28 protein-coding genes are annotated in these 25,553 nt (G+C 63.0%); 21 read left to right on the top strand and 7 right to left on the bottom strand.

All coding sequences use genetic code 11. The annotated features are described in order from the left end of the window. Positions 1-69: 69 nt before the first annotated feature. From gshB to rsmI, 4 genes are all read right to left on the bottom strand, one after another. Positions 70-1,017: a glutathione synthase gene (gshB, locus tag EFD56_RS04695; protein WP_126904810.1), complete on the bottom strand. Its 948-nt coding sequence runs from the start codon at positions 1,015-1,017 to the stop codon at positions 70-72. An 85-nt stretch (positions 1,018-1,102) separates the two neighbouring features. Continuing rightward, positions 1,103-1,606 carry a cupin domain-containing protein gene (locus tag EFD56_RS04690; protein ID WP_126904809.1) on the bottom strand — a complete coding sequence of 168 codons (504 nt, stop codon included), beginning with the start codon at positions 1,604-1,606 and terminating at the stop codon, positions 1,103-1,105. A 113-nt stretch (positions 1,607-1,719) separates the two neighbouring features. Then, entirely contained in the window at positions 1,720-2,088 is a 369-nt protein-coding gene (locus EFD56_RS04685; protein ID WP_126904808.1) for a YraN family protein, read from the bottom strand. Beyond that, positions 2,078-2,995 carry a 16S rRNA (cytidine(1402)-2'-O)-methyltransferase gene (rsmI, locus tag EFD56_RS04680; RefSeq protein WP_126904807.1) on the bottom strand — a complete coding sequence of 306 codons (918 nt, stop codon included), beginning with the start codon at positions 2,993-2,995 and terminating at the stop codon, positions 2,078-2,080. Before rsmI ends, EFD56_RS04685 begins: the two co-directional genes overlap by 11 nt. A 260-nt stretch (positions 2,996-3,255) precedes the next feature. Here rsmI and dnaN point away from each other — a divergent pair, with 260 nt between their 5' ends. The 8 genes from dnaN to EFD56_RS32540 all read left to right on the top strand — a co-directional run bounded on the left by dnaN (position 3,256) and on the right by EFD56_RS32540 (position 9,175). Beyond that, entirely contained in the window at positions 3,256-4,374 is a 1,119-nt protein-coding gene (gene dnaN / locus EFD56_RS04675) for a DNA polymerase III subunit beta (protein ID WP_010006864.1), read from the top strand. A 57-nt stretch (positions 4,375-4,431) separates the two neighbouring features. After that, positions 4,432-5,340: a DUF72 domain-containing protein gene (locus tag EFD56_RS04670; protein WP_126904806.1), complete on the top strand. Its 909-nt coding sequence runs from the start codon at positions 4,432-4,434 to the stop codon at positions 5,338-5,340. 95 nt (positions 5,341-5,435) lie between these two features. Then, entirely contained in the window at positions 5,436-6,035 is a 600-nt protein-coding gene (gene pmtA, locus EFD56_RS04665) for a phospholipid N-methyltransferase PmtA (RefSeq protein WP_064833530.1), read from the top strand. Position 6,036: 1 nt separating this feature from the next. After that, a complete protein-coding gene (locus EFD56_RS04660) occupies positions 6,037-6,618 on the top strand; it encodes a histidine phosphatase family protein (protein WP_096477155.1) in 582 nt (193 codons plus the stop codon). Between the two features lie 6 nt (positions 6,619-6,624). Continuing rightward, a complete protein-coding gene (pyrF, locus tag EFD56_RS04655; RefSeq protein WP_126904805.1) occupies positions 6,625-7,332 on the top strand; it encodes an orotidine-5'-phosphate decarboxylase in 708 nt (235 codons plus the stop codon). A 28-nt stretch (positions 7,333-7,360) separates the two neighbouring features. Further along, a complete protein-coding gene (locus EFD56_RS04650) occupies positions 7,361-7,648 on the top strand; it encodes a DUF1330 domain-containing protein (RefSeq protein WP_064817275.1) in 288 nt (95 codons plus the stop codon). A gap of 112 nt (positions 7,649-7,760) precedes the next feature. Then, positions 7,761-8,741, top strand: a complete 981-nt coding sequence (locus EFD56_RS04645) for a complex I NDUFA9 subunit family protein (protein WP_126904804.1) — start codon at positions 7,761-7,763, stop codon at positions 8,739-8,741. Between the two features lie 281 nt (positions 8,742-9,022). Then, positions 9,023-9,175 carry a hypothetical protein gene (locus EFD56_RS32540; protein WP_003570911.1) on the top strand — a complete coding sequence of 51 codons (153 nt, stop codon included), beginning with the start codon at positions 9,023-9,025 and terminating at the stop codon, positions 9,173-9,175. Between the two features lie 238 nt (positions 9,176-9,413). Here EFD56_RS32540 and EFD56_RS04640 read toward each other — a convergent pair whose 3' ends face one another. After that, the gene (locus tag EFD56_RS04640) at positions 9,414-10,211 is read right to left on the bottom strand and encodes an undecaprenyl-diphosphate phosphatase (RefSeq protein ID WP_126904803.1); all 798 of its coding nucleotides are present in this window, start codon (positions 10,209-10,211) and stop codon (positions 9,414-9,416) included. Between the two features lie 235 nt (positions 10,212-10,446). On the opposite strand from EFD56_RS04640, the gene EFD56_RS04635 reads away from it, so the two are divergent. The 10 genes from EFD56_RS04635 to EFD56_RS04590 all read left to right on the top strand — a co-directional run bounded on the left by EFD56_RS04635 (position 10,447) and on the right by EFD56_RS04590 (position 20,707). Further along, positions 10,447-11,139 (top strand): glutathione S-transferase family protein, encoded by a 693-nt coding sequence (locus EFD56_RS04635; RefSeq protein WP_016735022.1) that lies wholly within the window; start codon positions 10,447-10,449, stop codon positions 11,137-11,139. 12 nt (positions 11,140-11,151) lie between these two features. After that, on the top strand, positions 11,152-12,303 hold the full coding sequence (queG, locus tag EFD56_RS04630; RefSeq protein ID WP_126904802.1) for a tRNA epoxyqueuosine(34) reductase QueG: 1,152 nt from the start codon (positions 11,152-11,154) through the stop codon (positions 12,301-12,303). After that, complete coding sequence (locus EFD56_RS04625) at positions 12,303-13,172, top strand: SDR family oxidoreductase (RefSeq protein ID WP_126904801.1); 870 nt, start codon at positions 12,303-12,305, stop codon at positions 13,170-13,172. Before queG ends, EFD56_RS04625 begins: the two co-directional genes overlap by 1 nt. 124 nt (positions 13,173-13,296) lie before the next feature. Continuing rightward, positions 13,297-13,479, top strand: a complete 183-nt coding sequence (locus EFD56_RS04620; RefSeq protein ID WP_126904800.1) for a hypothetical protein — start codon at positions 13,297-13,299, stop codon at positions 13,477-13,479. A gap of 90 nt (positions 13,480-13,569) precedes the next feature. Beyond that, positions 13,570-13,932 carry a septal ring lytic transglycosylase RlpA family protein gene (locus EFD56_RS04615; RefSeq protein WP_012482355.1) on the top strand — a complete coding sequence of 121 codons (363 nt, stop codon included), beginning with the start codon at positions 13,570-13,572 and terminating at the stop codon, positions 13,930-13,932. A 222-nt stretch (positions 13,933-14,154) separates the two neighbouring features. Continuing rightward, on the top strand, positions 14,155-15,444 hold the full coding sequence (locus EFD56_RS04610) for an RsmB/NOP family class I SAM-dependent RNA methyltransferase (protein WP_126904799.1): 1,290 nt from the start codon (positions 14,155-14,157) through the stop codon (positions 15,442-15,444). Between the two features lie 202 nt (positions 15,445-15,646). Then, complete coding sequence (locus EFD56_RS04605; protein WP_126904798.1) at positions 15,647-16,921, top strand: imelysin family protein; 1,275 nt, start codon at positions 15,647-15,649, stop codon at positions 16,919-16,921. A gap of 45 nt (positions 16,922-16,966) precedes the next feature. Then, positions 16,967-18,505 carry a di-heme oxidoreductase family protein gene (locus EFD56_RS04600; RefSeq protein ID WP_126904797.1) on the top strand — a complete coding sequence of 513 codons (1,539 nt, stop codon included), beginning with the start codon at positions 16,967-16,969 and terminating at the stop codon, positions 18,503-18,505. Beyond that, the gene (locus EFD56_RS04595) at positions 18,505-19,605 is read left to right on the top strand and encodes an imelysin family protein (protein ID WP_016735029.1); all 1,101 of its coding nucleotides are present in this window, start codon (positions 18,505-18,507) and stop codon (positions 19,603-19,605) included. Before EFD56_RS04600 ends, EFD56_RS04595 begins: the two co-directional genes overlap by 1 nt. 4 nt (positions 19,606-19,609) lie before the next feature. Further along, positions 19,610-20,707, top strand: a complete 1,098-nt coding sequence (locus EFD56_RS04590) for a DUF1513 domain-containing protein (protein WP_126904796.1) — start codon at positions 19,610-19,612, stop codon at positions 20,705-20,707. Here EFD56_RS04590 and EFD56_RS04585 read toward each other — a convergent pair. After that, positions 20,689-21,765: a DUF2252 family protein gene (locus tag EFD56_RS04585; protein WP_126904795.1), complete on the bottom strand. Its 1,077-nt coding sequence runs from the start codon at positions 21,763-21,765 to the stop codon at positions 20,689-20,691. The two genes, EFD56_RS04590 and EFD56_RS04585, sit on opposite strands and share 19 nt — an antisense overlap. A gap of 233 nt (positions 21,766-21,998) precedes the next feature. Here EFD56_RS04585 and EFD56_RS04580 point away from each other — a divergent pair, with 233 nt between their 5' ends. The 3 genes from EFD56_RS04580 to guaA all read left to right on the top strand — a co-directional run bounded on the left by EFD56_RS04580 (position 21,999) and on the right by guaA (position 24,757). After that, entirely contained in the window at positions 21,999-22,448 is a 450-nt protein-coding gene (locus EFD56_RS04580; RefSeq protein WP_010028223.1) for a PaaI family thioesterase, read from the top strand. Next, on the top strand, positions 22,445-23,083 hold the full coding sequence (locus tag EFD56_RS04575; RefSeq protein WP_004673906.1) for a 5'-methylthioadenosine/S-adenosylhomocysteine nucleosidase: 639 nt from the start codon (positions 22,445-22,447) through the stop codon (positions 23,081-23,083). The genes EFD56_RS04580 and EFD56_RS04575 overlap by 4 nt, the downstream gene beginning before the upstream one ends. Before the next feature lie 111 nt (positions 23,084-23,194). After that, positions 23,195-24,757 carry a glutamine-hydrolyzing GMP synthase gene (gene guaA, locus EFD56_RS04570; protein ID WP_064826763.1) on the top strand — a complete coding sequence of 521 codons (1,563 nt, stop codon included), beginning with the start codon at positions 23,195-23,197 and terminating at the stop codon, positions 24,755-24,757. A gap of 54 nt (positions 24,758-24,811) precedes the next feature. On the opposite strand, the gene EFD56_RS04565 is transcribed toward guaA, so the two are convergent. Continuing rightward, on the bottom strand, positions 24,812-25,513 hold the full coding sequence (locus tag EFD56_RS04565) for a helix-turn-helix transcriptional regulator (protein ID WP_126904794.1): 702 nt from the start codon (positions 25,511-25,513) through the stop codon (positions 24,812-24,814). Positions 25,514-25,553 lie beyond the last annotated feature (40 nt).

Genomic DNA, 25,553 nt, shown 5'->3' with positions numbered 1-25,553 from the left:
GTTTTCAGATATGAGTGGTGACCGGGGTTGTACCCGGTCACAGCAGGCGTGGGGCTGGAGCCGCGGCCCTCAGCTGCGCTTGCGCTCGATCGCATCCCAGAGCAGGGCTGCGATATCGGCGCCGCCGAACTTTTTCACCTCGCGGATGCCGGTCGGCGATGTGACGTTGATCTCGGTCATGTAATCGCCGATCACGTCGATGCCGACGAGCAGGAAGCCGCGTTCCCTCAGCGCCGGGCCGATGCGTTCGCAGATTTCCTTTTCGCGCGGCGTCAGCTCGGTCGCCTCGGCGCGGCCGCCGACATGCATGTTGGAGCGGCTGTCGTGCTCGGCCGGCACGCGGTTGATGGCGCCGGCAAATTCGCCGTCGACCAGGATGATGCGCTTGTCGCCCTTGCGCACATCGGGCAGATATTGCTGGGCGATGAAGGGCTCGCGGAAGAGCTGGCCGAACATTTCCAGCAGCGAGGAGAGGTTGCGGTCGTCGCGGGTCGAATGGAAGACGCCGGCGCCGCCATTGCCGTAGAGCGGCTTCAGGATGATATCGCCCATCTCGTCGCGGAAGCGGCGGATTTCGGCCGCATCCCTAGTGATCAGCGTCTTCGGCATCAGGTCGGCAAATTCGGTGACGAAGATCTTCTCCGGCGAATTGCGCACCCAGGCCGGATCGTTGACGACGAGCGTCTTCGGATGGATGCGCTCGAGCAGATGCGTCGAGGTGATATAGGCCATGTCGAAGGGCGGATCCTGGCGCAGCAGCACTACATCCATGGTGGAGAGATCGACGCGCTCGGGCTCGCCGAGCTCGAAGTGATCGCCCTTGACGTCGCGCAGCAGCATCGGCTCGACGCTGGCAAAGAGCTTGCCGTCGCGGAAGCTCAGGCGTTCGGGCGTGTAATGGAACAGCCGGTAGCCGCGCGCCTGGGCTTCCAGGCTCATGGCGAAGGTGGAGTCACCTGCGATGTTGATGCCGGCGACATGATCCATCTGGACCGCTACATTGGTGATCTTGGCCATTTCCGTCCCTCGCTGAATGCCGGACAGATGTAGGTCGGCCCGGTATCAAACGCAACGGTCAATCAAGGCTTGCCGGCACCGGTCGTCAGGCGGCGATCCCCTGGTTGCCGCCATTGCGCAGCAGGTTGCGCAGGCGGTAGGCGATCGCCAAGGGCTTCGGGAAGGGCTTGCGCAGGAAGGCGACCTTGCGGACGTAATTGTCGACCCGCCAGCTTGCCCAGGTTCCACCGGCGAAGAAGGCGACGTCGCCGGCGCACAGGGTTCGTTCGGTGCCGTCTTCGGCGGTGATATGAACCTCGCCTTCGAGGATCATCACCGTCTCGTCCCAGCCGAAATACCAGCGGAATTCGCCTGATGTGCAGTCCCAGATCGCCGTCAGCGACGCCTCGTCGTGGCCGCGCGAATGTTCGGCGGTGCGCGCTTGCGGGTTGCCGCTGATGATCCAGTCCGGATTGATCGGCGTCGATTTCAGCGGCAGCAGGTCGCTTGCATGGGCGACGAAGGATCTGCCGGCCGGCTTCGCCACCGCATAAGGCACCGAACGCGCGGCCATGGCGACCGCACTTGCCAGCATCATCTTCCAGGCCATGAAACAACCCCCAATTGTTACCCCTACGAGGACTGCGATAGCAGAGAGTCGTAAGGAGCTGGTTCAAGCCGGGACTAAAATTTTAACGATCCGGAACGGCTGGACCGGAACCGCTAAAAGGCGTCGGGGAAATGCCGCGGCAGGCGGCCGGGGGTGACCGCGACGATATCGTAGCGCTGGGAAAGACGGGCCTGGTCCGCCTGGCGGGCGAGCCAGAGATCGCTTGCCGCCCGTATCCGCTTCTGCGCGGCAGCGGAGACGGCATCGACCGCCGCAGCCTCGCCGTGGCGGGCCTTGACCTCGACGAAGACGGCGAGATCGCCCTTGCGGGCGACGATATCGATCTCGCCGAGCCGGGTGCGGTGGCGCAGCGCCAGGATGCGATAGCCCTTCAACATCAGGAAGACGGCGGCGACATATTCCGACATCAGGCCGCGGCGCAGCGCCCTTCGTCTGATGGCGGTGCGGTCGTTATCGCCCATCGGCGCCCTTCAACTCCAAGAGGCGCTGATAAAGCGCCTTGCGCGGCAGGCCGGTCAGACGGGCCGCTTCGGTGGCGGCCTTTGCGGTCGGCATCGTCTTGGCGAGATCGGCAAGCACGGCCTCGACGTCGGCCTCCGGCGTTTCTACCGGCTGCGGCGGAGCGACGACGAGAACGATCTCGCCCTTGACGTTGTCCACCTCTTGGTAATGCGCGGCGAGTTCCGCCAGCGTGCCGCGGCGGAATTCCTCATAGGTCTTGGTCAGCTCGCGGCAGACGGAGGCCGGCCGCGTGCCGCCCAGCACATCGGCGGCAGCGAGGAGTGTGGCAGCGATGCGATGCGGCGATTCAAAGAAGATCAGTGTCGCGGGGGCGGCGGCAAGTTCACCGAGACGGTCGCGGCGGGCCTTGTCCTTGGCCGGCAGAAAACCGGCGAAGAGGAAAGCGTCGTTCGGCAGGCCTGAGCCGACAAGGGCCGCAAGCGGCGCCGAGGCGCCGGGGATGGGGACGACCCGATAGCCGGCGGCGATCGCCTGCTGCGCTAGCCGATAGCCGGGGTCGGAAACCAAGGGCGTGCCGGCATCGGACACCAGCGCCACCGAGCGGCCGGCTTCGAGCGCCTGGATGAGCCGCGGGCCGGCTTCGTCGGCATTGTGCTCGTGGTAGGCGAAGGGACGGTTCTGGATGCCGTAGCGGTCGAGCAGAACGCGGGTGACACGCGTATCCTCGCAGGCGAGCACGTCGGCGCCGGCCAGCGTTTCCAGCGCCCGCAGCGTGATGTCGCCGAGATTGCCGATCGGGGTGGCGACCAGATAGAGCGCCGGCTCCAGCGGCCGCGCCGGCACTGCCATATTGTGCAGACGGAAGCCTCGCCGCGTGGCCGCCTCCGCCGTCGTTTCCTCGTTCATGCCGTTTGCTTTCGTCGCGCCGTCGTCGAACCTTATGGGGGAACCTTTATGGGCGAGCCGCACCGCTTCGGCAAGGGTTCGGATTTCTGTGAGGATTGCTCCAGAAAACCTGAAATGCGGGCCTCCCACCGCCCATGCCTCTTGCAAACCGGTGCTGAAGTCTGCCATTTTGCCCGTCCACTCCCCCGACCTCAATCGGGAAAGCATTCTTCGGGTGCTCGATGCGCCCGGACAGTCACGGTCGAAAGCGGTAGCATCCCATGCGTATTACTATTGAGCGGTCAAACCTGTTGAAATCGCTGAACCACGTGCACCGCGTGGTCGAACGTCGCAACACGATCCCGATCCTGTCCAACGTACTGCTCAAGGCCGACGGCCAGAACCTCGACATGAAGGCCACCGACCTCGACCTCGAGATCACCGAGGCGACGCCTGCCAGCGTCGAGCAGGCCGGCGCCACCACCGTTCCCGCCCATCTTCTCTACGACATCGTGCGCAAGCTTTCCGACGGCTCGGAAGTGCTGCTCGCCACCAGCACCGACGGCGGCTCGATGACGGTGCAGTCCGGCCGCTCGAAATTCTCGCTGCAGTGCCTGCCGGAATCCGACTTCCCGGATCTGACCGCCGGCACCTTCACCCATTCCTTCAAGCTGAAGGCGACCGATCTGAAGATGCTGATCGACCGCACGCAGTTCGCGATCTCGACGGAAGAGACGCGGTATTACCTCAACGGCATCTTCTTCCACACGATCGAGAGCAAGGGCGAGTTGAAGCTTCGGGCGGTCGCGACCGACGGCCACCGGCTGGCGCGCGCCGACGTCGACGCGCCCTCCGGCTCCGAGGGCATGCCGGGCATCATCATTCCGCGCAAGACGGTCGGCGAATTGCAGAAGCTGGTCGACAATCCGGAAGCGATCGTCACCGTCGAGGTGTCCGACGCCAAGATCCGCATGACGATCGGTTCGATCGTCCTGACCTCGAAACTGATCGACGGCACCTTCCCCGACTATCAGCGCGTCATCCCGACCGGCAACGACAAGGAAATGCGCGTCGACTGCACGACCTTCGCCCAGGCCGTCGACCGCGTCTCGACCATCTCTTCCGAGCGCGGCCGCGCCGTGAAGCTGGCGCTATCCGAGGGGCAGCTGATGCTGACCGTCAACAATCCCGATTCCGGCAGCGCCACGGAAGAAGTCGCCGTCGGCTACGATACCGACGCGATGGAAATCGGCTTCAACGCCAAGTACCTGCTCGACATCACCGCGCAGCTTTCCGGCGAGGAAGCGATCTTCCTGCTGGCCGATGCCGGCTCGCCGACGCTGATCCGCGACACGGCCGGCGACGATGCGCTTTACGTGCTGATGCCAATGCGCGTCTGACGGGAACGAAGGCCGCCAGCCATTGTTTTCCTCCTGTCAAAACGGGAGGATCTCCTCATGAAAAAGACCGGAACTGTGCGCATCGGCATATCCGGCTGGACCTATGCGCCCTGGCGCGGCCAATTCTATCCCAAGGATCTGCCGCAGAAGCACGAGCTTTCCTACGCCGCCCGGCATTTCCCTTCGATCGAGATCAACGGCACTTTCTACGGATTGCAGCGGCCTGAAAGCTTCGGCCGCTGGCGCGACGAAACGCCCGAGGATTTCGTCTTCGCAGTCAAGGGCTCGCGCTTCATCACTCATATGAAGCGATTGCAGGAGATCGAGACGCCGCTTGCCAATTTCTTCGCCTCCGGCCTGTTGCGGCTCGGCCCCAAACTTGGCCCTATCCTCTGGCAGTTTCCGCCGAACATGGGCTTCGACCCTGCGCTTTTCGAAACCTTCTTGTCGCTGCTGCCGCATGACTGCGATGCCGCGATCGCGCTTGCGAAACGCCATGACGGCCGCCTCGAAGGGCGAGCCTGGCTGAAAAGCGACGCCGACCAGCCGATCCGCCATGCTTTCGAGATCCGCCACGACAGCTTCCGCTCGCCAGCCTTCATCGAGATGCTGAGGCGTCACAACGTCGCGCTCGTCTGCGCCGACACGGTGGAGTGGCCGCTGTTGATGGACATCACCGCCGATTTCATCTATTGCCGCCTGCATGGTTCCGAGCAGCTCTATGTCAGTGGCTATGAGGATGAAGCGCTCGATCTGTGGGCCGAGCGCATCCGCGCCTGGGCAACCGGCGGAGAACCGGAACATGCGACGCGGGTGCTTGCGCCGTTGCCGTCGCGCAAGAAGGGCCGCGACGTCTATCTCTATTTCGACAATACCGACAAGAAGCTGCGCGCGCCCGTCGACGCCGATCATCTCAGCGAAAGGCTTGCCGATCTCATGCCTCGTTCCGACCGAAAGGCCGCATGAGTTGTTGATGCCGATGTCCTTATTGCGAAAATCCTTGTCGCGAGAGCGACAAGCAGCATATTAACACAGTCGATCAACATGCGGATGGGTGGAGAATGCGGTTACGGGTCAAGGTGAAGGAACATTTCGGGAAGAGATTCGATGAGGAAATCCGCTTCTTCCGTGGCATGATGCAGGGGCCGAAGACGGTGGGCTCGATCGTGCCGACCTCCTCGATCACCGCCAAGCGCATGGCCAGCGTCATCGATATGCATTCGGGGCTGCCGGTCCTCGAACTCGGGCCGGGCACGGGCGCCATCACCAAAGCGATCCTCGGCCGCGGCGTGAAGCCGGACAATCTGGTCGCCATCGAATATTCGACGGATTTCCACCAGCATCTGCTGCGAGCCTATCCCGGCGTGCACTTCATCAACGGCGACGCCTTCGATCTCAAGACGACGCTTGGCGCCTTCGGCGACCAGACCTTCGATTGCGTCATCTCCTGCATTCCGCTCTTGAACTTCCCGATGGCGATGCGCGTGTCGCTGCTGGAAAGCCTGCTCGACCGCCTGCCGCCCGGCCGGCCGGTGGTGCAGATCTCCTATGGCGCGATCTCGCCGATCGCCGCCAATCCCGATCGCTACCATATCCAGCATTTCGACTTCGTCATGCGCAACATTCCGCCGGCGCAGCTCTGGATCTACAAGCGCGGCTGAAATGTTCGGGATCTATATCACCCATCCGCAAGTCAAGATCGATGCCAACGTGCCGGTGCCGAAATGGGGGCTTTCCGATGTCGGCGCCGCCCGCGCCCGCAAGGCGGCCGAGAGCGATTGGGCGAGGCAATTGCGGCGCATCATCTCCAGCGACGAGACGAAGGCGATCGAGACGGCCGAAATCCTGGCGGAAGCCTCCGGCGTGGCGATCGAAATCGTCCAAGGCATGCATGAGAACGACCGTTCGGCCACCGGCTTCCTGCCGCCGCCGCAATTCGAAGAGGCGGCCAACTGGTTCTTCGCTCATCCGGAAGAGAGCTTCAAGGGCTGGGAACGCGCCGTCGACGCGCAGGCCCGCATCGTGGAAGCGGTTGACGCCGTGCTGGCTGCACATGACGCGGCAGCCCCGATCGCCTTCGTCGGCCATGGCGGCGTCGGCACGCTGCTCAAATGCCATCTGGCCGGCCGGCCCATCTCCCGTGATCGCGACCAGCCGGGCGGCGGCGGCAATCTCTATGCTTTCGGCCTTGCGGATCGCCGCTTATCATGCGACTGGACACCCATCGAAGACTGGCGGGGGTGAGTTGAAATGGACGCACGCGAGCGGTTGATCATCGGCCTGGATGTTCCCACGGTCGGCGAGGCCGAAAGGCTGGTTTCCACGCTCGGTGACGATATCCTCTTCTACAAGATCGGCTATCAGCTGGTCTTTGCAGGCGGCCTGGAATTCGCCCGTGACCTCGCGGCAAGCGGCAAGAAGATCTTTCTCGACATGAAGCTGCTCGACATCGACAACACCGTCGCCTCGGGTGTCGAAAACATCGCTAGGATGGGCATGTCGATGCTGACGCTGCACGCTTATCCCAAAGCGATGCGGGCGGCGGTGGGGGCCGCGGCCGGCTCCGGCCTGTGTCTGCTCGGCGTGACGGTGCTGACCTCGATGGATGCCGAGGACCTTGCCGAGGCCGGCTACGACAAGGATCCGCACAGCCTGGTGCTGCGCCGCGCCGAACAGGCGCGCGCCGCCGGCATGGGCGGCATCGTCTGTTCGGCAGCGGAAGCGGCCGAAGTGCGCGAGGTCCTCGGACCCGACATGGCGATCGTCACCCCCGGCATTCGCCCGACCGGCAGCGACCATGGCGACCAGAAGCGGGTGATGACGCCTTTCGACGCGCTGAAGGCGGGGGCGACACACCTCGTCGTTGCCCGGCCGATCGTCAAGGCGCCCGATCCCCGGCATGCCGCTCGCGCCGTGCTCAACGAAATGGTTGCTGCGCGCTGGCCGGCAAACCGCTGACATACACCAACGCAAAAGGGAGAAGACCATGGCCAAGGGATATTGGATCGCCCGCGTCGATGTTCGCGATGCCGAGCGCTACAAGGATTATGTGGCGGCGGCCAAACCCGCCTTCGAAAAATACGGCGCCAATTTCCTGGCGCGCGGCGGCGCGATCACCGAACTGGAAGGCAAGTCCCGCGCTCGCAACGTCGTGATCGAATTCCCCTCGATGCAGCATGCGGTCGACTGCTATAATTCGCCGGAATACCAGATCGCCGCCAAAATCCGCCAGGAAGTGGCGGATGCGGAAATGGTCGTCGTCGAAGGCATCTGAACGACTTCGCACCCGCAAAACTCACGGGCGGGATGGGCCTTCCCGTCTTGCCGGGATTGGGCTAAGACGGGTGCCGATACAGCATCCCCCACAGCCTTTCGAGGAGCCTGCCATGACCCTTGCCAACCTGCCGCCGCTCGTCACCGTGTTTGGAGGGTCCGGCTTCGTGGGCAGGCACGTGGTTCGGGCGCTGGCCAAGCGCGGTTATCGCATCCGCGTCGCGGTGCGCCGTCCTGATCTCGCCGGCTTCCTGCAGCCGCTCGGCAATGTCGGCCAGATTTCCCTCGTGCAGGCGAACCTGCGTTATCGCAATTCGATCGACCGCGCCGTCGACGGTGCAAGCCACGTCGTCAACTGCGTCGGCATTCTGCACGAGGCTGGCCGCAACACCTTCGATGCCGTGCAGGAATTCGGCGCCCGCGCGGTTGCCGAGGCGGCGCGCAATGCCGGCGCGACGCTCGCCCATATTTCGGCGATCGGCGCCAATGCCAATTCCAATTCGGACTACGGCCGCACCAAGGGCCGCGCCGAAACGGCCATCCTCTCCATCAAGCCGGATGCGGTGATCTTTCGCCCGTCGATCGTCTTCGGGCCGGAGGACAGCTTCTTCAACAAATTTGCCGATATGGCGCGCATGTCGCCGGTCCTGCCGCTGGTCGGCGGCGGCAAGACGAAATTCCAGCCCGTCTATGTCGAGGATGTCGCCGAGGCGGTTGCCCGCGCCGTCGACGGCAAGGTCCCCGCCGGCAAGGTCTATGAACTTGGCGGGCCCGAGGTGCTGAGCTTCCGCGAATGTCTCGAGACGATGCTGAAGGTGACGAGCCGCAAGAACCGGTTGGTGTCCCTGCCCTTCGGCATCGCGTCGATGATCGGCAGCATCGCCTCGCTGATCCCGTTCGTGACGCCGCCGATCACCCCGGACCAGGTGCGCCTGCTCAAGCGCGACAACGTCGTTTCCGCCGAAGCCGAAGCGGAAGGCCGCACGCTGAAGGGTCTCGGCATTGCGCCAACCATGGCCGCATCGGTGCTCGAATCCTACCTGGTGCAGTATCGTCCGCACGGCCAGTACACCGGCTCCGGCAAGGCTGCCTGAACAATTTTTTGCCTTCGACACGGCGCCGTTCGCGCATAGCGCGGACGGCGTTTTGCGTGTTCGCCGGAAGCAAAGCCGGCGCAAGTCTCAAATGTTGTTGTGCCGGCCATATCAAGTGCAGTTGCATAAAAGACGCAGCGGAAATTTTGTGGAATTAACGCCAAATTTAGCAGGAACATTTATTGCTATTTGCCATTCCACTGACTACCAAACCCCGCGCGTCTCCAATGGACTCGACGCCTGCGAAAGCGTGCGGCAATCACTGTGAAAGGCAATACTCGATGGGCAAGTCAATCGCGCTCCTGTTTGCGTGTGCGGCGCTGGTTATCCTTGCAGGCTCCTTCGTTGCGTCCGGTTCGGTCGCGGCGGTAAAGGGCGGCTGCTCGCCGGCCTACGGCGTCGACCCTTGCTCCACGGCTTCGATCAGCCATTGACGAAAAGGCGCTTTCGCGCCGGCCTCATAGAGACAAACAGCGGCCGGAGCGTCTGGACCAGGACGTTCCCAAATGAACGCTTTGTCTTGCCCGCTTCAAAAGCAGCGGACGCTTAATCTCTCTCAAATATTGCCAGCTGGAACGTTTGCGCCTGCCGCTCCCATGTCACTTCGCGGCGTCCGACGGGCAATTGCATCCGCGCCCGGGAGATGCGCGAATGCAATGCGGTGGAGATGGCTCAGGCGATCAGGCCGGTTGCGGCCATGCCGAGCAGCAGGACGCCGAGGATGATGCGGTAGATGGCAAACAGCGTAAACCGGTTGCTCCTGATATAGGCAAGCAGCCATTTGACCGCGATGAAGGCGACGATCGTGGAGACGACGAAGGCGATGCCGAGCGCGGTCCAGTCTTCGCCTGCCGCGCCGCCGTCCTTGAAGGTCTTCAGCAGTTCATAGCCGCTTGCCGCATACATGGTCGGGATGCCGACGAGAAAGGCGAATTCGGTGGCCGCGGCGCGGTTGCCGGTGCCGGCCAGCATGGCGACGAAGATCGTGGCGCCGGAGCGTGAGGTTCCCGGGAAGACGCCGGCAACGATCTGGGCGATGCCGACCAGGATGGCGACGAGCCAGGTGATCTGCTTGTGAGGCGCCTTACGCGCGGCCGCCCATTCGGCAAAGATCATCCAGATGCCGCCGATGATCAGCGCCCAGGCGATCGGCGTCGCGGTCTCCGGCAGTTCGAAGCCGAGCTTCTTGACGACGAGCCCAAGAATGGCGGTGATGAGAAAGGCAACGATCAGCTTGGCGGCATAATCGCGATTCTCAGGCTCCCGCCAGCCAAGCACCAGATCCAGCAGACGACGCCAGTAGATGATGGTGACGGCGAGGATGGCGCCGGCCTGAATGACGATATTGAACATGTCCGACCGGTGGCCGAGCCATTGCTCCGCAATGATGAGATGGCCGGTGCTCGAGATCGGCAGAAACTCGGTGATGCCCTCGATGACACCGAGAAGGGCGGCATTGATATAGTCCATAAATTGTCTCCGGTTTAAAGGTCGGTCGGATTTGAACAGCGCTTGAGCCGATCAGGCGCTGCCTCTATCCTCATTCGCAAACGGTTGTTTTGTCCCTTGTCAGATGGCGTGAAAGCCGATTCGCTTGTATTGGCCGGGCCAAGCTCCTATAGCTTCAACCAATGAGTCACGACTAAGGCGCTATAAACGAGCTGCCACACAGTCCTGTAACAGCAATCATAAAGCCCGAGTATCGATGCCCACGCTTTATCATCATCCCATGTCATCCGCATCTCGCTTCGTCCGGCTGATCCTGGCCGAATACGGCTATCAGGCGGATCTGATCGAGGAGCAGACATGGGAGAAGCGCCGAGATTTCCTGGCGCTCAATCCGGCCGGCACGCTGCCGGTCTATGTCGACGACAGCATGCGCGCGCTTTGCGGCGCGACCGTCATTTCCGAGTATCTCGACGAGACGCATGGCGTGTTGAAGCGCGACCGGCGGCTGCTCGCCGAGGACCCTTTCCAGCGGGCGGAAATCCGCCGGCTGAGCGAATGGTTCATGCAGAAGATGGAAAACGACGTCACCAAGCCGCTCGCTCGCGAGCGTGTCTACAAGTTGCAGATGACCGCCGATCAGGGCGGCGGTGCGCCGGATTCGAAGATTTTGCGCACGGCCCGCGCGAATATCCGCCAGCATATGCGTTATCTCACCTGGCTTGCCGGCTCGCGCCAATGGCTGGCCGGCGAGCGGATGAGCTATGCCGATCTCGCCGCCGCCGCCTCGATCTCGATCCTCGATTATCTCGGCGAAATCGAGTGGGCCGAGGCCCCTGTCGTCAAGGAATGGTACCAGCGGCTGAAATCGCGCCCCTCCTTCCGGCCGATGCTGACCGAGCGCGTGCGCGGTCTGACCCCGGTTTCGCATTATGCCGATCTGGATTTTTGACGAGGGCGCTTCATGCCCGACAATGATGAAAAAGAGCGCCGCCGCCGCGACAATTTGACCGAGTTCGTCCGGACGGAATCCGCCGCCAAGGGCTTCGATCTCTGCCGCATCACCCGCCCGGATGCGATCCCTGAAGCGAAGCAGCGCCTCGGCCAGTTCATCGATGCCGGGCGCCACGGGACGATGGAGTGGATGGCGGAGACGCGCGAGCGGCGCGGCGATCCCCTGACGCTCTGGAGCGAGGTCCGGTCCGTCGTCGTCTTCGGCCTCAACTATGCTCCCGAGGAGGATCCGCGCGGCATCCTCGGCAAGCCGGACAAGGCGGCGATTTCGGTCTATGCCCGCAACCGCGACTATCACGACATCATCAAGGGCCGGCTGAAGGAGATCGCCACGCGTTTTGCGGCGCGGGCCGGCGCCGACGTGAAAGTGTTCGTCGATACCGCGCCTGTCATGGAAAAGCCGCTGGCGGCGGCGGCCGGCCTCGGCTGGCAGGGCAAACACACCAATCTCGTCAGCCGCACGCATGGTTCCTGGCTGTTTCTCGGCAGCATGTTCACTACCGCCGACCTTGCCGTCGACGAGGCCGAGAGCGATCATTGCGGCTCCTGCCGCGCCTGCCTCGACATCTGTCCGACGGCTGCCTTCCCGGCGCCCTATCAGATCGACGCGCGCCGCTGCATCTCCTATCTCACCATCGAGCACAAGGGGCCGATCGACCCCGATCTCAGGCCGCTGATCGGCAATCGCATCTATGGCTGTGACGACTGTCTTGCCGCCTGTCCCTGGAACAAGTTCGCGGTCTCCGCCGCCGAAATGAAGCTCAAGGCCCGCGGCGATCTGAAGGAGCCGTCGCTCGCCTTTCTGCTGACGCTCGACGATGCCGCCTTCCGTACCTTCTTCAGCGGTTCACCGGTCAAGCGGATCGGCCGCGACCGCTTCATCCGCAATGTGCTGATCGCCGCCGGCAATTCCGGCGAGAGGGCGCTCATTGCGCAATGTCGCGCGCTGGCCGGCGATGCCGCCCCGGCGGTGCGCGGCATGGCGGTCTGGGCGCTTTCCCGGCTGATGGAGGCTGGCGAATTCTCCGTCTTTGCCGCACATAGGAGCGATGAGAGTGACGACGATGTGCTGAACGAATGGCGGCTGGCGGGAGCGGATTGATGCATGTGATGATTTTTGGCTGCGGCTATTCCGGCACGGCGATTGCGAAGGCCTTCGCCGGCCAGGGTGTGCGCGTTTCCGGCACCACGCGTTCGGCCGAGAAGGTCGAGGCGCTACGAGCCAACGGGATCGAAGCCTTCCGCTTCGATGGCGAGACAATGGGAGAGGGGTTGGGCCGCGCGCTGGAAAGCGTCACCCACCTCGTGCAATCGATCGCCCCGGGAAAGGCCGACCCGCTGCTGCGGCTGTTGGGCGAAGACAGTGCCCGTCTCGTGTCCCGGCTCGAATGGATCGGCTATCTCTCCACCGTCGGCGTCTATGGCGATCACAAGGGCGCCTGGGTAAGCGAGGAAACGCCGTGCCTGCCGGTTTCCGGGCGGTCGAAGGAGCGGCTGGAGGCGGAAGAGGGCTGGCTGGCCATCGGCCGGGAACGCGATGTGCCGGCAGCGATACTGCGCCTTTCCGGCATTTACGGGCCGGGGCGCAACGCCTTCTGCAACCTCGACAAGGGCACGGCGCGGCGCCTCATCAAGAAGGATCAGGTCTTCAACCGCATCCGCGTCGAGGATATCGGCGCGGCGACGCGCTTCCTGTCGGAACGCGGCCTTGGCGGCATCTATAATGTCACCGACGATCGGCCCGGCCCGCCGCAGGATGTGATTGTCGAGGCGGCGCGCCTGATGGGCGTCGAACCGCCGCCGGAACAGGCTTTCGAAACTGCCGAACTGACGCCGATGGCGCGCACCTTCTACGGTGAGAACAAACGCGTTTCCAATGCGAAGCTCAAGAAGGCGGGCTTCGAATTCTCTTTCCCGACCTATCCGCAGTCGCTTGCGCAATTGTGGCAGGACGGACACTGGCGCGGCTAAAGCCAGCGGCTCGCGCACTCACCCAAAAGGAGTAGGAAATTCCTACTTTCCGTCGGAGGACGGGAAAATTTCGCCCTATATTATGGTTAACAGCCTTTGAATTTGCCCAAATGTGGCAATAAATATGGCGAAGTCAGAAAAAAATTTTCGCGATTTTTGTGAACGGCGGGACGGCGACCGCCGCTCCGGAAAATTCATTCGCATTTTAACTGATTTCATTATGTTTTTTCCACGCATTACGGCCGTCACCAATTTCCGTCATGATATCAATGCACTCACAAATATTACAGCCTGTAACATTCCGTGAACTGCAGCGGCACTTTTTCGCCACTTTTTAACAGATTTAAGCCCCGCCGCCTGCAAGGGCGTGAGTTCAATAGTTGAGGGATACTCTGTTTTGAAGAAAATACGTCGTTCTATTATCGCTGCCGTAACTATTGCAGCCTGCTCTTCCATGCTTCCGGCGGAGAGCTTTGCTGGCAATGGCTGCGGCGGTGCTTCATGGTACGCGCTTCGCTCCAAAACTGCTTCCGGGGAACGTATGAACCCGGCCGTCTTGACTGCCGCACATCGTTCGCTGGCGTTCGGCACCAAGGTGAAGGTCACCAACCGCAACAATGGCCGCACCGTCGTCGTTCGCATCAATGATCGCGGTCCGTTCATTCGTGGACGCGTCCTCGATCTGTCGCGCGCCGCTGCACAGAATATCGGTATGGTGAGCTCAGGCACGGCGAAGGTCTGCTACCAAGTGATCAGCTGAAGCTGACACCCGAAGTGATCAGCTGAAGCTGACAGCCGAGGTGATCAGCTAAAGCTGACAACCGAGTAATCAGCTAAGCTGACAGCGCCGCACAACCGGCTGCGCCCTGACCGGCGCTTGCTCTTGCCGCCAATCGCGGTTACCACGCGGTTGAAACCTGTCAACAATCCGCCCGGCCTGTGTGCGGATCGTTCACACGTCACGGCAACAGGAGATATGTGAATGCGTCTGGGCGGCCGCCTCGAAGGGGCGATTTCTGTGCTCGCGGATATCGATGCCCGCAAGCGGCCCGTCGCCGACGCGCTCAAGGACTGGGGCCTTGCGCACCGCTTCGCCGGTTCCGGCGATCGTGCGGCGATCGGCAATATCGTCTACGACGCCTTGCGCATGCGGCTCTCCCATGCCTGGCTGATGGATGACGACAGCGCCGCGGCCATCGCCCACGCCGTCATGTTCCGCCAATGGGGCTTCACGCCCGATCGCCTCGCCGCCGAACTGGCGGACGACAAGTTTGCACCGCCGCCGCTTGCAGCTGATGCCCTCGCCGCCTTTGCAAGCCGCTCGCTCGACGATGCGCCGCCGCATATCCGCGGCGATATTCCCGAATGGATCCAACCCTCCTTCGAACAGGCCTTCGGCGCCGGCTGGCTCGCCGAGGCGCAGGCGCTCGCGGCGCGCCCGACACTCGATCTGCGCGCCAACATCCTGAAGTCCTCCCGCGACAAGGCCGTCAAGGCGCTCGAACGCGCCGGCGCGCATGCTGCAAAGATCGCCCGCTACGGCATCCGGATTGCCGCCGGCGAAGGCGCCTCGCGCCTTCCCAACGTGACCGCCGAGCTTTCGTTCCAGAAAGGCTGGTTCGAAGTTCAGGACGAAGGTTCGCAGATCGTCGCCGATCTGGTGCTCGCCAAGGATGGCGAACAGATTCTCGACTATTGTGCCGGCGGCGGCGGCAAGACGCTCGCCATGGCGGCGGCCATGCAGAACAAGGGACAGGTTCACGCCTATGACGCCGACCGCAAGCGGCTGGCGCCGATCATCGAGCGGCTGAAGCGGGCGGGCACGCGCAATGTCCAGGTGCATGACGACCCCAGAGGGCTTTCGGCCCTTGCCGGGCGCTGCGACAAGGTGCTGGTCGATGCGCCCTGCACCGGCACCGGCACATGGCGCCGCCGCCCCGATACGAAATGGCGCCTGACGGCGAAGAACCTCGACGAGCGCACCGCCCAGCAGCAGGACGCGCTGGCGCAGGCGAGCGGCTTCGTCAAACCAGGCGGCGAACTGATCTATGTCACCTGCTCGGTTCTGCCTCAGGAAAACGAGGAACAGGTGCGCCGCTTCGCGGCCGACAATCCCGATTTCCAGATCGTCAGCGCCCTGCCCGCCTGGGACGCGCTGTTCGGCAAGGATGCCCCGCGGCCGCACTCGTCCGACGCCCTGACGGTGACGCTGACGCCGGCTTCCACCGACACCGACGGCTTCTTCTTCTGCCGCCTGCAGCGCAAGGGCTGACGCGGCCGGCAGGCATGGACACCAGCCTGCCGCGCGGCAGCAGGACAGCGCGCTGATCTTTCAGGCACAAGCGTCTGAAAGAGGCCGCGTATCCCCGTCTCCGTCCTTAAAATCATTCCAAACTAGAGCGTTTGACACCAGTTTACTTTTGCGCGAAGAGACGAGGCCCGATTAGACGGAAGATCCGTCACAGGAGAGGATCATGAAGCTCAACAAACTCCGCGCAGCCGTGCTGGCGATCGCCCCCGCAGCTCTGCTCGCCCTTCCCGCGCAGGCCGCCACCGATGCTGCCGCCGTGGTGAAACATTATGCCAACGTGGCGCATGCGAAATACGAAGACTCGCTGACGACGGCAAAGGCGCTCGACGCCGCGATCGACGCCTTTCTGAAGGCGCCCACCGACGAAACGCTCAAGGCCGCCCGGGACGCCTGGATCAAGGCGCGCGTGCCCTACCAGCAGACCGAAGTCTACCGCTTCGGCAATCCTGTTGTCGACGAGTGGGAAGGCAAGGTCAACGCCTGGCCGCTCGACGAAGGCCTGATCGACTATGTCGATCCCTCCTACGGCAGCGAGAGCGACGAAAACTCCCTCTATGTGGCCAATGTCATCGCCAACAAGACGATCAAGATCGACGGCAAGGATGTCGACGCCTCCAAGCTGACGCCGGAATTCCTCTCCGGCACGCTTGCCGAGGCCGGCGGCATCGAAGCCAATGTCGCGACCGGCTACCACGCCATCGAATTCCTGCTCTGGGGCCAGGATCTGAACGGCACGGGACCCGGCGCCGGCAACCGCCCGGCCACTGATTACGATCTCAAGAATTGCACGCACGGCAATTGTGACCGGCGCGCCGAATATCTGAAGTCTGCCTCGACGCTCCTGGTGTCCGACCTGCAGGAAATGACCGACAACTGGAAGCCGGACGGGGCTGCGACCAAGAACGTCGAAGCCGATCCGAAGGCCGGCCTCGTTGCGATCCTGACGGGCATGGGTTCGCTCTCCTACGGCGAGCTTGCCGGCGAGCGCATGAAGCTCGGCCTGCTGCTGCACGATCCCGAGGAAGAGCATGATTGCTTCTCCGACAACACCTACAACTCGCACCTCAACGACGCCATCGGCATCGCCGCCGCCTATACGGGCAACTATACGCGCGTCGACGGCACCAAGCTCAGCGGCCCGTCGCTGCACGACCTCGTGGCCGCCAAGGACAAGGCGCTCGATGCCGAGCTGGAAGGCAAGCTCAACAAGACGCTCGATGCGATGAACGCCATGGCCAAGCGCGGCGAGACGGTCGAGAAGTACGACCAGATGATCGCCGAAGGCAACAAGGACGGTAACGCCGTCGTCCAGGCCGCCATCGACGGGCTGATCGACCAGACGAAATCGATCCAGCGCGTTATTGCCGCACTCGATCTCGGCACGGTTCAGCTTGAAGGTTCCGACAGCTTGGATAATCCTAACGCCGTCTTCAAATAAGCAAAAAGGCGGGCCGCTTCGATGACGGAGCGGCCCGGACTCCGAATGTCGCATGCCCCGGCCCGCAGATTGATCGCCAGCGCAGCGCTCTGCGCCACGCTTGCCGGCTTTTCCACAGCCATCGCCGCCGGTTTTGATCTGCCGGTGAAACGGACCGATCTTTCCGAGGCCGATCTCAAGCGCGTGACCGAGGTCACGCGGTCAACCAAGGATTTTTCCAAGGCTGAACAATATGAAGCGATGCAGGCGGGCGCGGCGACCTCGATCGACCCCGTCACCGAAGACAGCTTCTCGCATATTTCGGCCAATATGCCCTTCGAGGAAGAGCAGAATTTCAAGCTCGGTAATGCGCTTTTCCGCAAGCTCTGGGTTTCCTCGCCCTCCTCGACGCAGGCCTCCGACGGGCTCGGGCCGCTGTTCAACGCCCGCTCCTGCATGAGCTGTCATGTCAATGACGGCCGCGGCAAACCGCCGGAAGGAGGCCCAAGCGCCGTGTCAATGTTCCTGCGGCTTTCCCGCGCAGCCAGGACGCCGGAAGAGGAAAAGGCGATCGCGAACGCTGACATCCTCAATTTCCCCGATCCGGTTTATGGCCATCAGCTGCAAGACCTTGCCGTTCCCGGCCTTGCCGCCGAAGGCCGGATGACGATCCGCTATGATGAGGAGACGGTAACGCTTGGCGACGGCGAGACCGTATCGCTGCGCCGGCCGCATTACGCGGCGACCAATCTGGCCTATGGACCGCTCGATGCTTCGACGACGATCTCGGCGCGTGTCGCCCCCGCCATGATCGGCCTCGGGCTGATCGAGGCGATCCCCGCGGCCGATATCCTTGCCCATGCGGACCCTGACGATGCCGATGGCGACGGCATCTCCGGCAAGGCGGCGATTGTCCGCGATCATCGCAGCGGCGAGATCGCGCTCGGCCGCTTCGGCTGGAAGGCACAGAACGCCACGGTCCGCGACCAGAATGCCGACGCCTTCGCCAATGATATCGGCATCTCGACCCCCGATCATCCGGATGCCCATGGCGATTGCACCAAGGCGGAGGAAAAATGCCTCGCTATGCCGACCGGCGTGCAGAAACGGCTGGGCGACGAAGAAGCGCCGGGTCCAATTCTCGATCTCGTGACCTTCTATTCCGAAAATCTTGCCGTTCCCTCGCGCCGCAAGGCGAGCTTCCCCGAGACGCTGAATGGCAAGCGGATTTTCTACGAAACCGGCTGCATTTCCTGCCATGTGCCGAAATTCGTCACCCGCAAGGATTCGCCTGAGAAGGCGCAATCCTTCCAGCTGATCTGGCCCTATTCCGACTTTCTCTTGCACGATATGGGCGAGGGACTTGCCGACGGGCAGCCGGTCGGGCTTGCAAGCGGACGTGAATGGCGCACGCCACCGCTATGGGGTATAGGACTGACCCGGACGGTCAGCGGACACAGCTTTTTCCTGCATGACGGCCGTGCGCGGGATCTCACCGAGGCGATCCTGTGGCACGGCGGCGAAGCTGAAAAGGCCCGCAACGCTTTCTCCGCCCTGTCAAAAGACGACAGGGCGGCCCTGATTACATTCCTGGAGTCACTTTGATGCGCCTTTGGCACCCTCTGCTCTGCCTCACTCTGATCGGCCTTGCCACATCAGCGGCCGCCCAGACCGCCGCTTCTCCGGCAGGGCTGAACGAGGATGCCGTTCCCGCCGTCATGCAGCGCGCCGTCGACGAAGTGATCCGCCCGGGCTATCGCAATATGCAGCAATCGGCCGCCCGGTTGACGACGGCGATGAAGGATCTCTGCGACGCCGGCACGCAGCAAACGCTCGACAAGGCGAAATCGGCCTTCGACGATACGATCCGCTACTGGTCGATCATCGAGATCGTCCAGACCGGCCCCGTCATTCAGGACAATCTCTTCGAGCACATCCTGTTTTATCCCGACCGCAAGGGCGTCGGCCTGAAGCAGGTGCAGGCGCTGATCGCCAAGGCCGATCCGAAGGATGCGACGGTCGATGCGATCGCCGGCAAGAGCGTGGCGCTGCAGGGGCTGACGGCGCTGGAATACGTGCTTTACGGCAACGGCTCGGAAAATCTCGTCGGGCAGAAGGGTGGCTTTCGCTGCCTTTACGGCGCCGCCGTCGCCGGCAATATCCAGCGCGAGGCCGGCGAAGTCGTCGCTGCCTGGGAAAAGCCGGACGGGGTACAGGCGAGCTGGAAACATCCCGGCCCGCAGAGCAATGATTTCATGGACAACAAGGAGGCGGTGACCGCGCTGCTCGGCATTCTCGTCCACGGCGCCGAGAATGTCCGCGATCAGCGGCTGGAACAGTTCTACAAGGGCAAGGATAACGCGCCGCGGCCGCGCATGGCGATCTACTGGCGTTCGAAAAATACCTGGAAGTCGATGGCCGCCAATCTGGAGGGCCTGCGCACGCTCTGGCAGAAGGCCGGCATGGCCGAGCTTTTGCCGCCGGACAAACGGTCGATTGCCGCGTCGATCGACGAGGACTTCAAATCGCTGCTCGACAGCGTGCCGAAACTCAACCCCGATATAGACGCCGCCACCAGTGATGCGGAAAAGGCCAAGCTCGACACGCTTTTGGCCGAAAGCCGTGATCTGATCACCCGGATCAGCGACGACTATGGCGCGGCCATCGGACTTTCGGCCGGCTTTTCCTTTTCGGACGGAGACTGAAGCGATGATGCGGAGCGCCCTGATCAATCGACGCAGTTTCGTCAAGGCGGCAGGGATCGGCTTCCTTGCGAGCCTGGCGCCGAGGTCGCTGTTGGCGCTTGAACGGGCCGATGCGGTCTACGCCTCGGGCATTCGCACGGCAAACGGTTCCTTTGCCATCGCGACCGTAACCGAGCGCGGCGAGATCATCGATCAGGTGGCGCTTCCCGCCCGCGCCCACGGCATGGCCTTCAGCGCCGCCACCGGCAAGACTGTTGCCTTCGCGCGCCGGCCGGGCACCTATGCGATGATCTTCGATCCACGAGATAAGGGCGAGCCGATCGTCATCAGTTCCAGGGAAGACCGCCATTTTTACGGGCATGGCGTCTTCTCGCCCGATGGCCGAATTCTCTACGCCAGCGAGAATGATTTCGACGGCAATCGCGGCATGATCGGTCTCTACGACGCCACCAACCGCTTTGCTCGCATCGGCGAATACGAGACCTATGGCATCGGTCCGCATGACATGACGGTTTCCGATGACGGACGCCTGCTCATCGTCGCCAATGGCGGCATCGAGACGCATCCGGATTTCGGCCGCACCAAACTCAATCTCGGGGCGATGCAGCCGTCGCTGGCGCTGATCGATGCGGCAACGGGCGCCTTGATCGAAAAACACGTGCTGCCGGCCGAATGGTCGCAGTTGTCGACCCGCCACGTCGACCTCGACGGCGAGGGCCGCATCTGGTTCGCCTGCCAGTACGAAGGCCACCGCAAGGACCTGCCGCCGCTCGTCGGCCATTTCGCCAAAGGGGAGGATCTTTCCTTCGTCGCGCTGCCGGAGGAGACGACGCGCAGGCTTGCCAACTATGTCGGAGCGATCGCCGTCAACCGCAGCGAAGGTCTCGTCGGCATCACCTCGCCGAAAGGCGGCACCTCGGTGACCATCGACGCAAAAACGGGCAAGGTGCTGGCCGAGAGCGCCGTTCCGGAGGCCGCCGGCATCGCGCCGGCAAGAGATGGCTTTGCCGTCTCCTCCTATGACGGCGATTTCCTGGCGACCCGCAGCGATGTCGCCTGGGATCAGCACATTGTCCGGATCTCTCAGCGGGCGCGCGCATAGGCCTTCTGCTCGGCGCTGACGCTCGACGCCGCGGCCCTCGCCGCCTCATGCAGCCATTCGGATCCCCGGGCCTGTAAATCCTGCAGGATCGCTGCTGCGGCGGCCGCATCGTTGGAATGGCAATTGGCGATCTCGAAGCCCATCAGTTCGAGCATTGTCGGCGAAAGCAGGATCTCCGGATGCTTGTCGATTTCGATCTTGCGGCTGTTCGGCGAGATCCGGCGCACGAGGATGCGGTCGCAGACGCGATAATGAGGATCGGCCGAGCGCGCCCGGCCGGCGGCGATTTCACCCGCACGGATCGTCCCATCAAGCGGCCTGTGGTGAAGCGACCAGGCCGAGGACACCAGCGCCTTCGCCTCGCGCAAGACCGGCCCACCCTGCCATTCGGCATAGGCGACGAAGCGCGGGCGGCCGAGGCTGCCGGTACCGGCGCTGCGCGGCTTGGCCGTGAAAGGTCCCGATCCCGATGGCAATGCGTCGGCAAGGGCCTGGATATAGGCAGCCGGCGCCTTCGTCTTGCCCGGAGCCAACATCTCGTATTTTTCCCAGAATTCCCGCCGTTCCGAATTCGGCAGCATCAGCGCCTTGCGCAGCCATTTGTGGTCGCGTTCGAGGATGACCGGCAGCGGATTTTCAAGGCCTCTGCGGTAGCCGCCGAGGATCAGTTCACCGATCATGCGAACCGAGGGACCGTCCTCCCCGCGCGCCAGGATGGCACTTGCCGCAAGGCGAACGAGATCCAGCGCATAGGGCATCACCGCCGCGTCGTCGAAATCATTGACGCCCCAGACGAGCCGGCCCTCACTATCGCGCCAGGTACCGAAATTCTCCAGATGCGTATCGCCGATCGCCAGCACCTCGGGCGCACGGCCGAGCTCCGGGCAGATATCGAGGATGATCTCGCACCAGCGCCAATAGGTGGCACGTAGGAAGACGAAATCGTCGCTGCGCATCTTCTCGTGCTTTTCCAGGAGATCGTCCTTGACGAGATCGCCGCCGAGCTCCCCGGCCAGCCAAGTCTCGAAATTCCGAACCGATTGCGATATCGTCGTCATAGCGCCGGCGCTCCCTTATTTCGAGACAGGATGCCGGAGAATACCCGCTGCGCGCGAAGCTGCAATCGCCTTCGCAGGAGGCCGGCAACGGGTTTGCGCAACGACGGCACGGCGAAAGGTTGCGCTGGCGACACGGCTTGAGGTTTCCATCGCCCACCGGTTCGATTTCAGCAATGTCCAGCTTGTCGAATCCGGCCCGCCATGCCACTTTCCCGGCTTCGAGAGGGGTAGCCATGAGTGAGACTGACAGGGGCGATTTCCGCGCGCGAATCCGCCGCAACTTTGCGCGCCAGGCGGCGATGCAGACGATCGGCGCGGAGCTGACGCGCGTCGAGCACGGCGTCGTCGAGATCGAGCTTCCCTTCGACATCAAACTGACGCAGCAGCACGGCATTCTGCATGCGGGCATCATTTCCGCCGCGCTCGATTCAGCCTGCGGCTTTGCCGCCTACAGCGTCATCGACCCGGAAGCCTCGATCCTGACGATCGAGTTCAAGGTCAATCTCATGTCGCCGGGGCGTGGCGAGCGCTTCCTGTTTCGCGGCGAAATCACCAAGCCGGGCTCCACCATCATCGTCGCCGACGGGCGAGGCTACGCGATCAGCGACGGGCCGGCGAAACTCATCGCCTCCATGACCGGAACGATGATGGTCATCCGCGGCAGAGAAGGAATTACAGGATGAAGTTCGAACTGAAATCGGTCGCGGGAAAATCCATGCTGTTCGTCATGGCGGCGGAGGCAGAATACGGCCCGTTTCTGCGGTCGCGCATCGAACCCTTGATGACCGGCGTCGGTCCGGTCGAGGCAGCGGTGGCGCTGACCAAGACGCTGGCGCGGCTCGACGCGGCCGACGATCTGCCGGATCTCGTCGTTTCGCTCGGCTCGGCCGGTTCGGCAAAACTGGAACAGACGGAAATCTATCAGGTAACCTCGGTTTCCTACCGCGACATGGACGCTTCGCCGCTCGGCTTCGAAAAGGGCCGGACGCCCTTCCTCGACCTGCCGGCGACGCTCGAGCTGCCGCTGCGCATTCCTGGTATTGCCGAGGCAAGTCTTTCCACGGGCGGCAACGTCATCTCGGGTGCCGCCTATAGCGACATCGACGCCGACATGGTCGATATGGAGACCTATGCTGTGCTGCGCGCCTGCCAGGGCTACAAGCTGCCGCTGATCGGCCTTCGCGGCATTTCCGACGGCGCGGTCGAGCTGCAGCATATTTCCGGCTGGACCGAGTATCTGCACATCGTCGACCGCAAGCTCTCCTACGGCGTCGACAGCTTGTTCACGGCGCTGGAGGACGGGGTTTTCTGGTTCTAGGCCCTGAAAACCGCACGCCTTTCCCGACGCGCGAGAAATCGGAACAATAAAAACCCGATGCCGCCGATTTCCCGGATTGCCAGGCGAAGCGCTTTTCATTAAAGCCTCGCCATGACCCACACAGCACATCCCGACTCCGTTCTCATCGTCGATTTCGGCAGCCAGGTGACCCAGCTCATCGCACGACGCGTGCGCGAGGCCGGCGTCTATTGCGAAATCGTTCCCTTCCAATCGGCCGAAGAGGGCTTCAAGCGCCTGCAGCCGAAAGCCGTGATCCTATCCGGCAGCCCTGCTTCGACGGTCGACGAGGGATCGCCGCGGGCTCCGCAGATCATCTTCGACAGCGGTCTGCCGGTCTTCGGCATCTGTTATGGCCAGCAGACGATGTGCATGCAGCTCGGCGGCAAGGTCGAAAGCGGCCATCACCGCGAATTCGGCCGCGCCTTCCTCGACGTCGATAAGGACTGCCAGCTGTTCGAAGGTCTCTGGTCCTCCGGCTCGCGCCATCAGGTGTGGATGAGCCATGGCGACCGCGTCACGGCGCTGCCCGATGGTTTCGAGGTGGTCGCCACCTCCTCCAACGCGCCCTATGCCTTCATCGCCGACGAGAAGCGTAAATATTACGGCGTGCAGTTCCATCCCGAGGTCGTGCATACGCCCGACGGCGCCAAGCTGATCGGTAACTTCATTCACAACATTGCCGGCATCAAGGGCGACTGGTCGATGTCGGCCTACCGTCAGAAGGCGGTCGACGAGATCCGCAAGCAGGTGGGCGACAAGCGCGTCATCTGCGCGCTTTCCGGCGGCGTCGACAGTTCGGTCGCCGCGCTCTTGATCCATGAGGCGGTCGGCGATCAGCTGACCTGCATCCTCGTTGACCACGGCCTGATGCGCAAGGACGAGGCGGCAAACGTCGTCGCCATGTTCCGCGAGCACTACAATCTGCATCTGCTGCACGTCGACGCCTCCGACCGTTTCATCGGCGAGCTCGAAGGCGTCAGCGACCCGGAAACCAAGCGCAAGATCATCGGCCGGCTGTTCATCGAGACCTTCGAGGAAGAGGCAAAGAAACTCGGCGGCGCCGATTTCCTCGGCCAGGGCACGCTCTATCCCGACGTGATCGAGAGCGTTTCCTTCACCGGCGGCCCGTCGGTGACGATCAAGTCGCACCACAATGTCGGCGGCCTGCCGGAGCGCATGAAGATGCAGCTCGTGGAGCCGCTGCGCGAACTTTTCAAGGACGAAGTGCGTGCGCTCGGCCGCGAACTCGGCCTGCCCGACAGCTTCATCGGCCGCCACCCCTTCCCCGGCCCCGGCCTCGCCATCCGCTGCCCCGGCGGCATCACCCGCGAGAAGCTGGAAATCCTGCGCGAAGCCGATGCGATCTATCTCGACGAGATCCGCAAGGCCGGCCTCTACGACGCCATCTGGCAGGCCTTCGCCGTGCTGCTGCCCGTCCAGACCGTCGGCGTCATGGGCGACGGACGCACCTACGAATTCGTCTGCGCACTGCGGGCCGTCACCTCTGTCGACGGCATGACCGCAGACTTCTACCATTACGACATGGAATTCCTCGGTCGCGCCGCAACGCGCATCATCAACGAGGTGCGCGGCATCAACCGCGTGGTCTATGACGTCACGTCGAAGCCGCCCGGCACGATCGAGTGGGAGTGACGGACCCGAGGCGGCAATAGCGACGTCTTCGCAGTTATTGCCGCACGCCGGCGATTAGTGGCCGGACCAGGAGCGCTGCTCCTCGCGCCATCGCTCCCAGCGGCGACGCAGGTCGCCCTTCCGCAGGCCGTTGGTCGCCTCCAGCACCTCGATCTCGATCATGCGATCCGTTCTGAAGTGACGGAAGTCTTGCCTCAGCTCGCACCAGGCAACAATCAAGCGCATTGCTTCACCATAACCGAGGATGATCGGCCACACGACTCGGTCGGTCTTCTCCCCAGTGTCGGATCGATAGCGCAGGCGAAGCTTTCGATCTTCACGGATCGCCCGGCGCAGTTCGTTCGAGTCAACCATGTCCATCGGAACGATCCTGCCAGGCTTTGCTCCAACGCTTGGCTCGGCAATGTAGGGACGCAGCCTTTCGGGGATAACAGCGGCGATCTTGCTCAGTACGTCCTGTGCCGCTGCGGATAACGCCTTATCGCCGCGTGTTGCGACCCATTGCGTACCAAGCACGATCGCCTCGATCTCGTCGGGCGTCAGCATCAAGGGCGGCATGTCATAACTAGGATCGAGCAAATAGCCGAAGCCGGCCTCTCCGACGATGGGAACGCCTTGGCCGATCAGGTCGGTTATATCGCGATACACCGAGCGCCTGGACACTTCGATCTCCTCGGCCATTGCCGCGGCAGTCACCGGCCGGCTCGTACGGCGCAGGATCTGAATGATCTGAAACAGGCGATCGGCTTTGCGCATTGCTGTTGACTCCTGTTGCCATAATGGTGGCAACAGGCCT

Source organism: Rhizobium phaseoli, assembly GCF_003985125.1.
Classification (GTDB): Bacteria; Pseudomonadota; Alphaproteobacteria; order Rhizobiales; family Rhizobiaceae; genus Rhizobium; species Rhizobium phaseoli.
The sequence above is the reverse complement of the archived record's forward strand: the minus strand, read 5'-3'. Positions and strand labels throughout refer to the sequence as shown.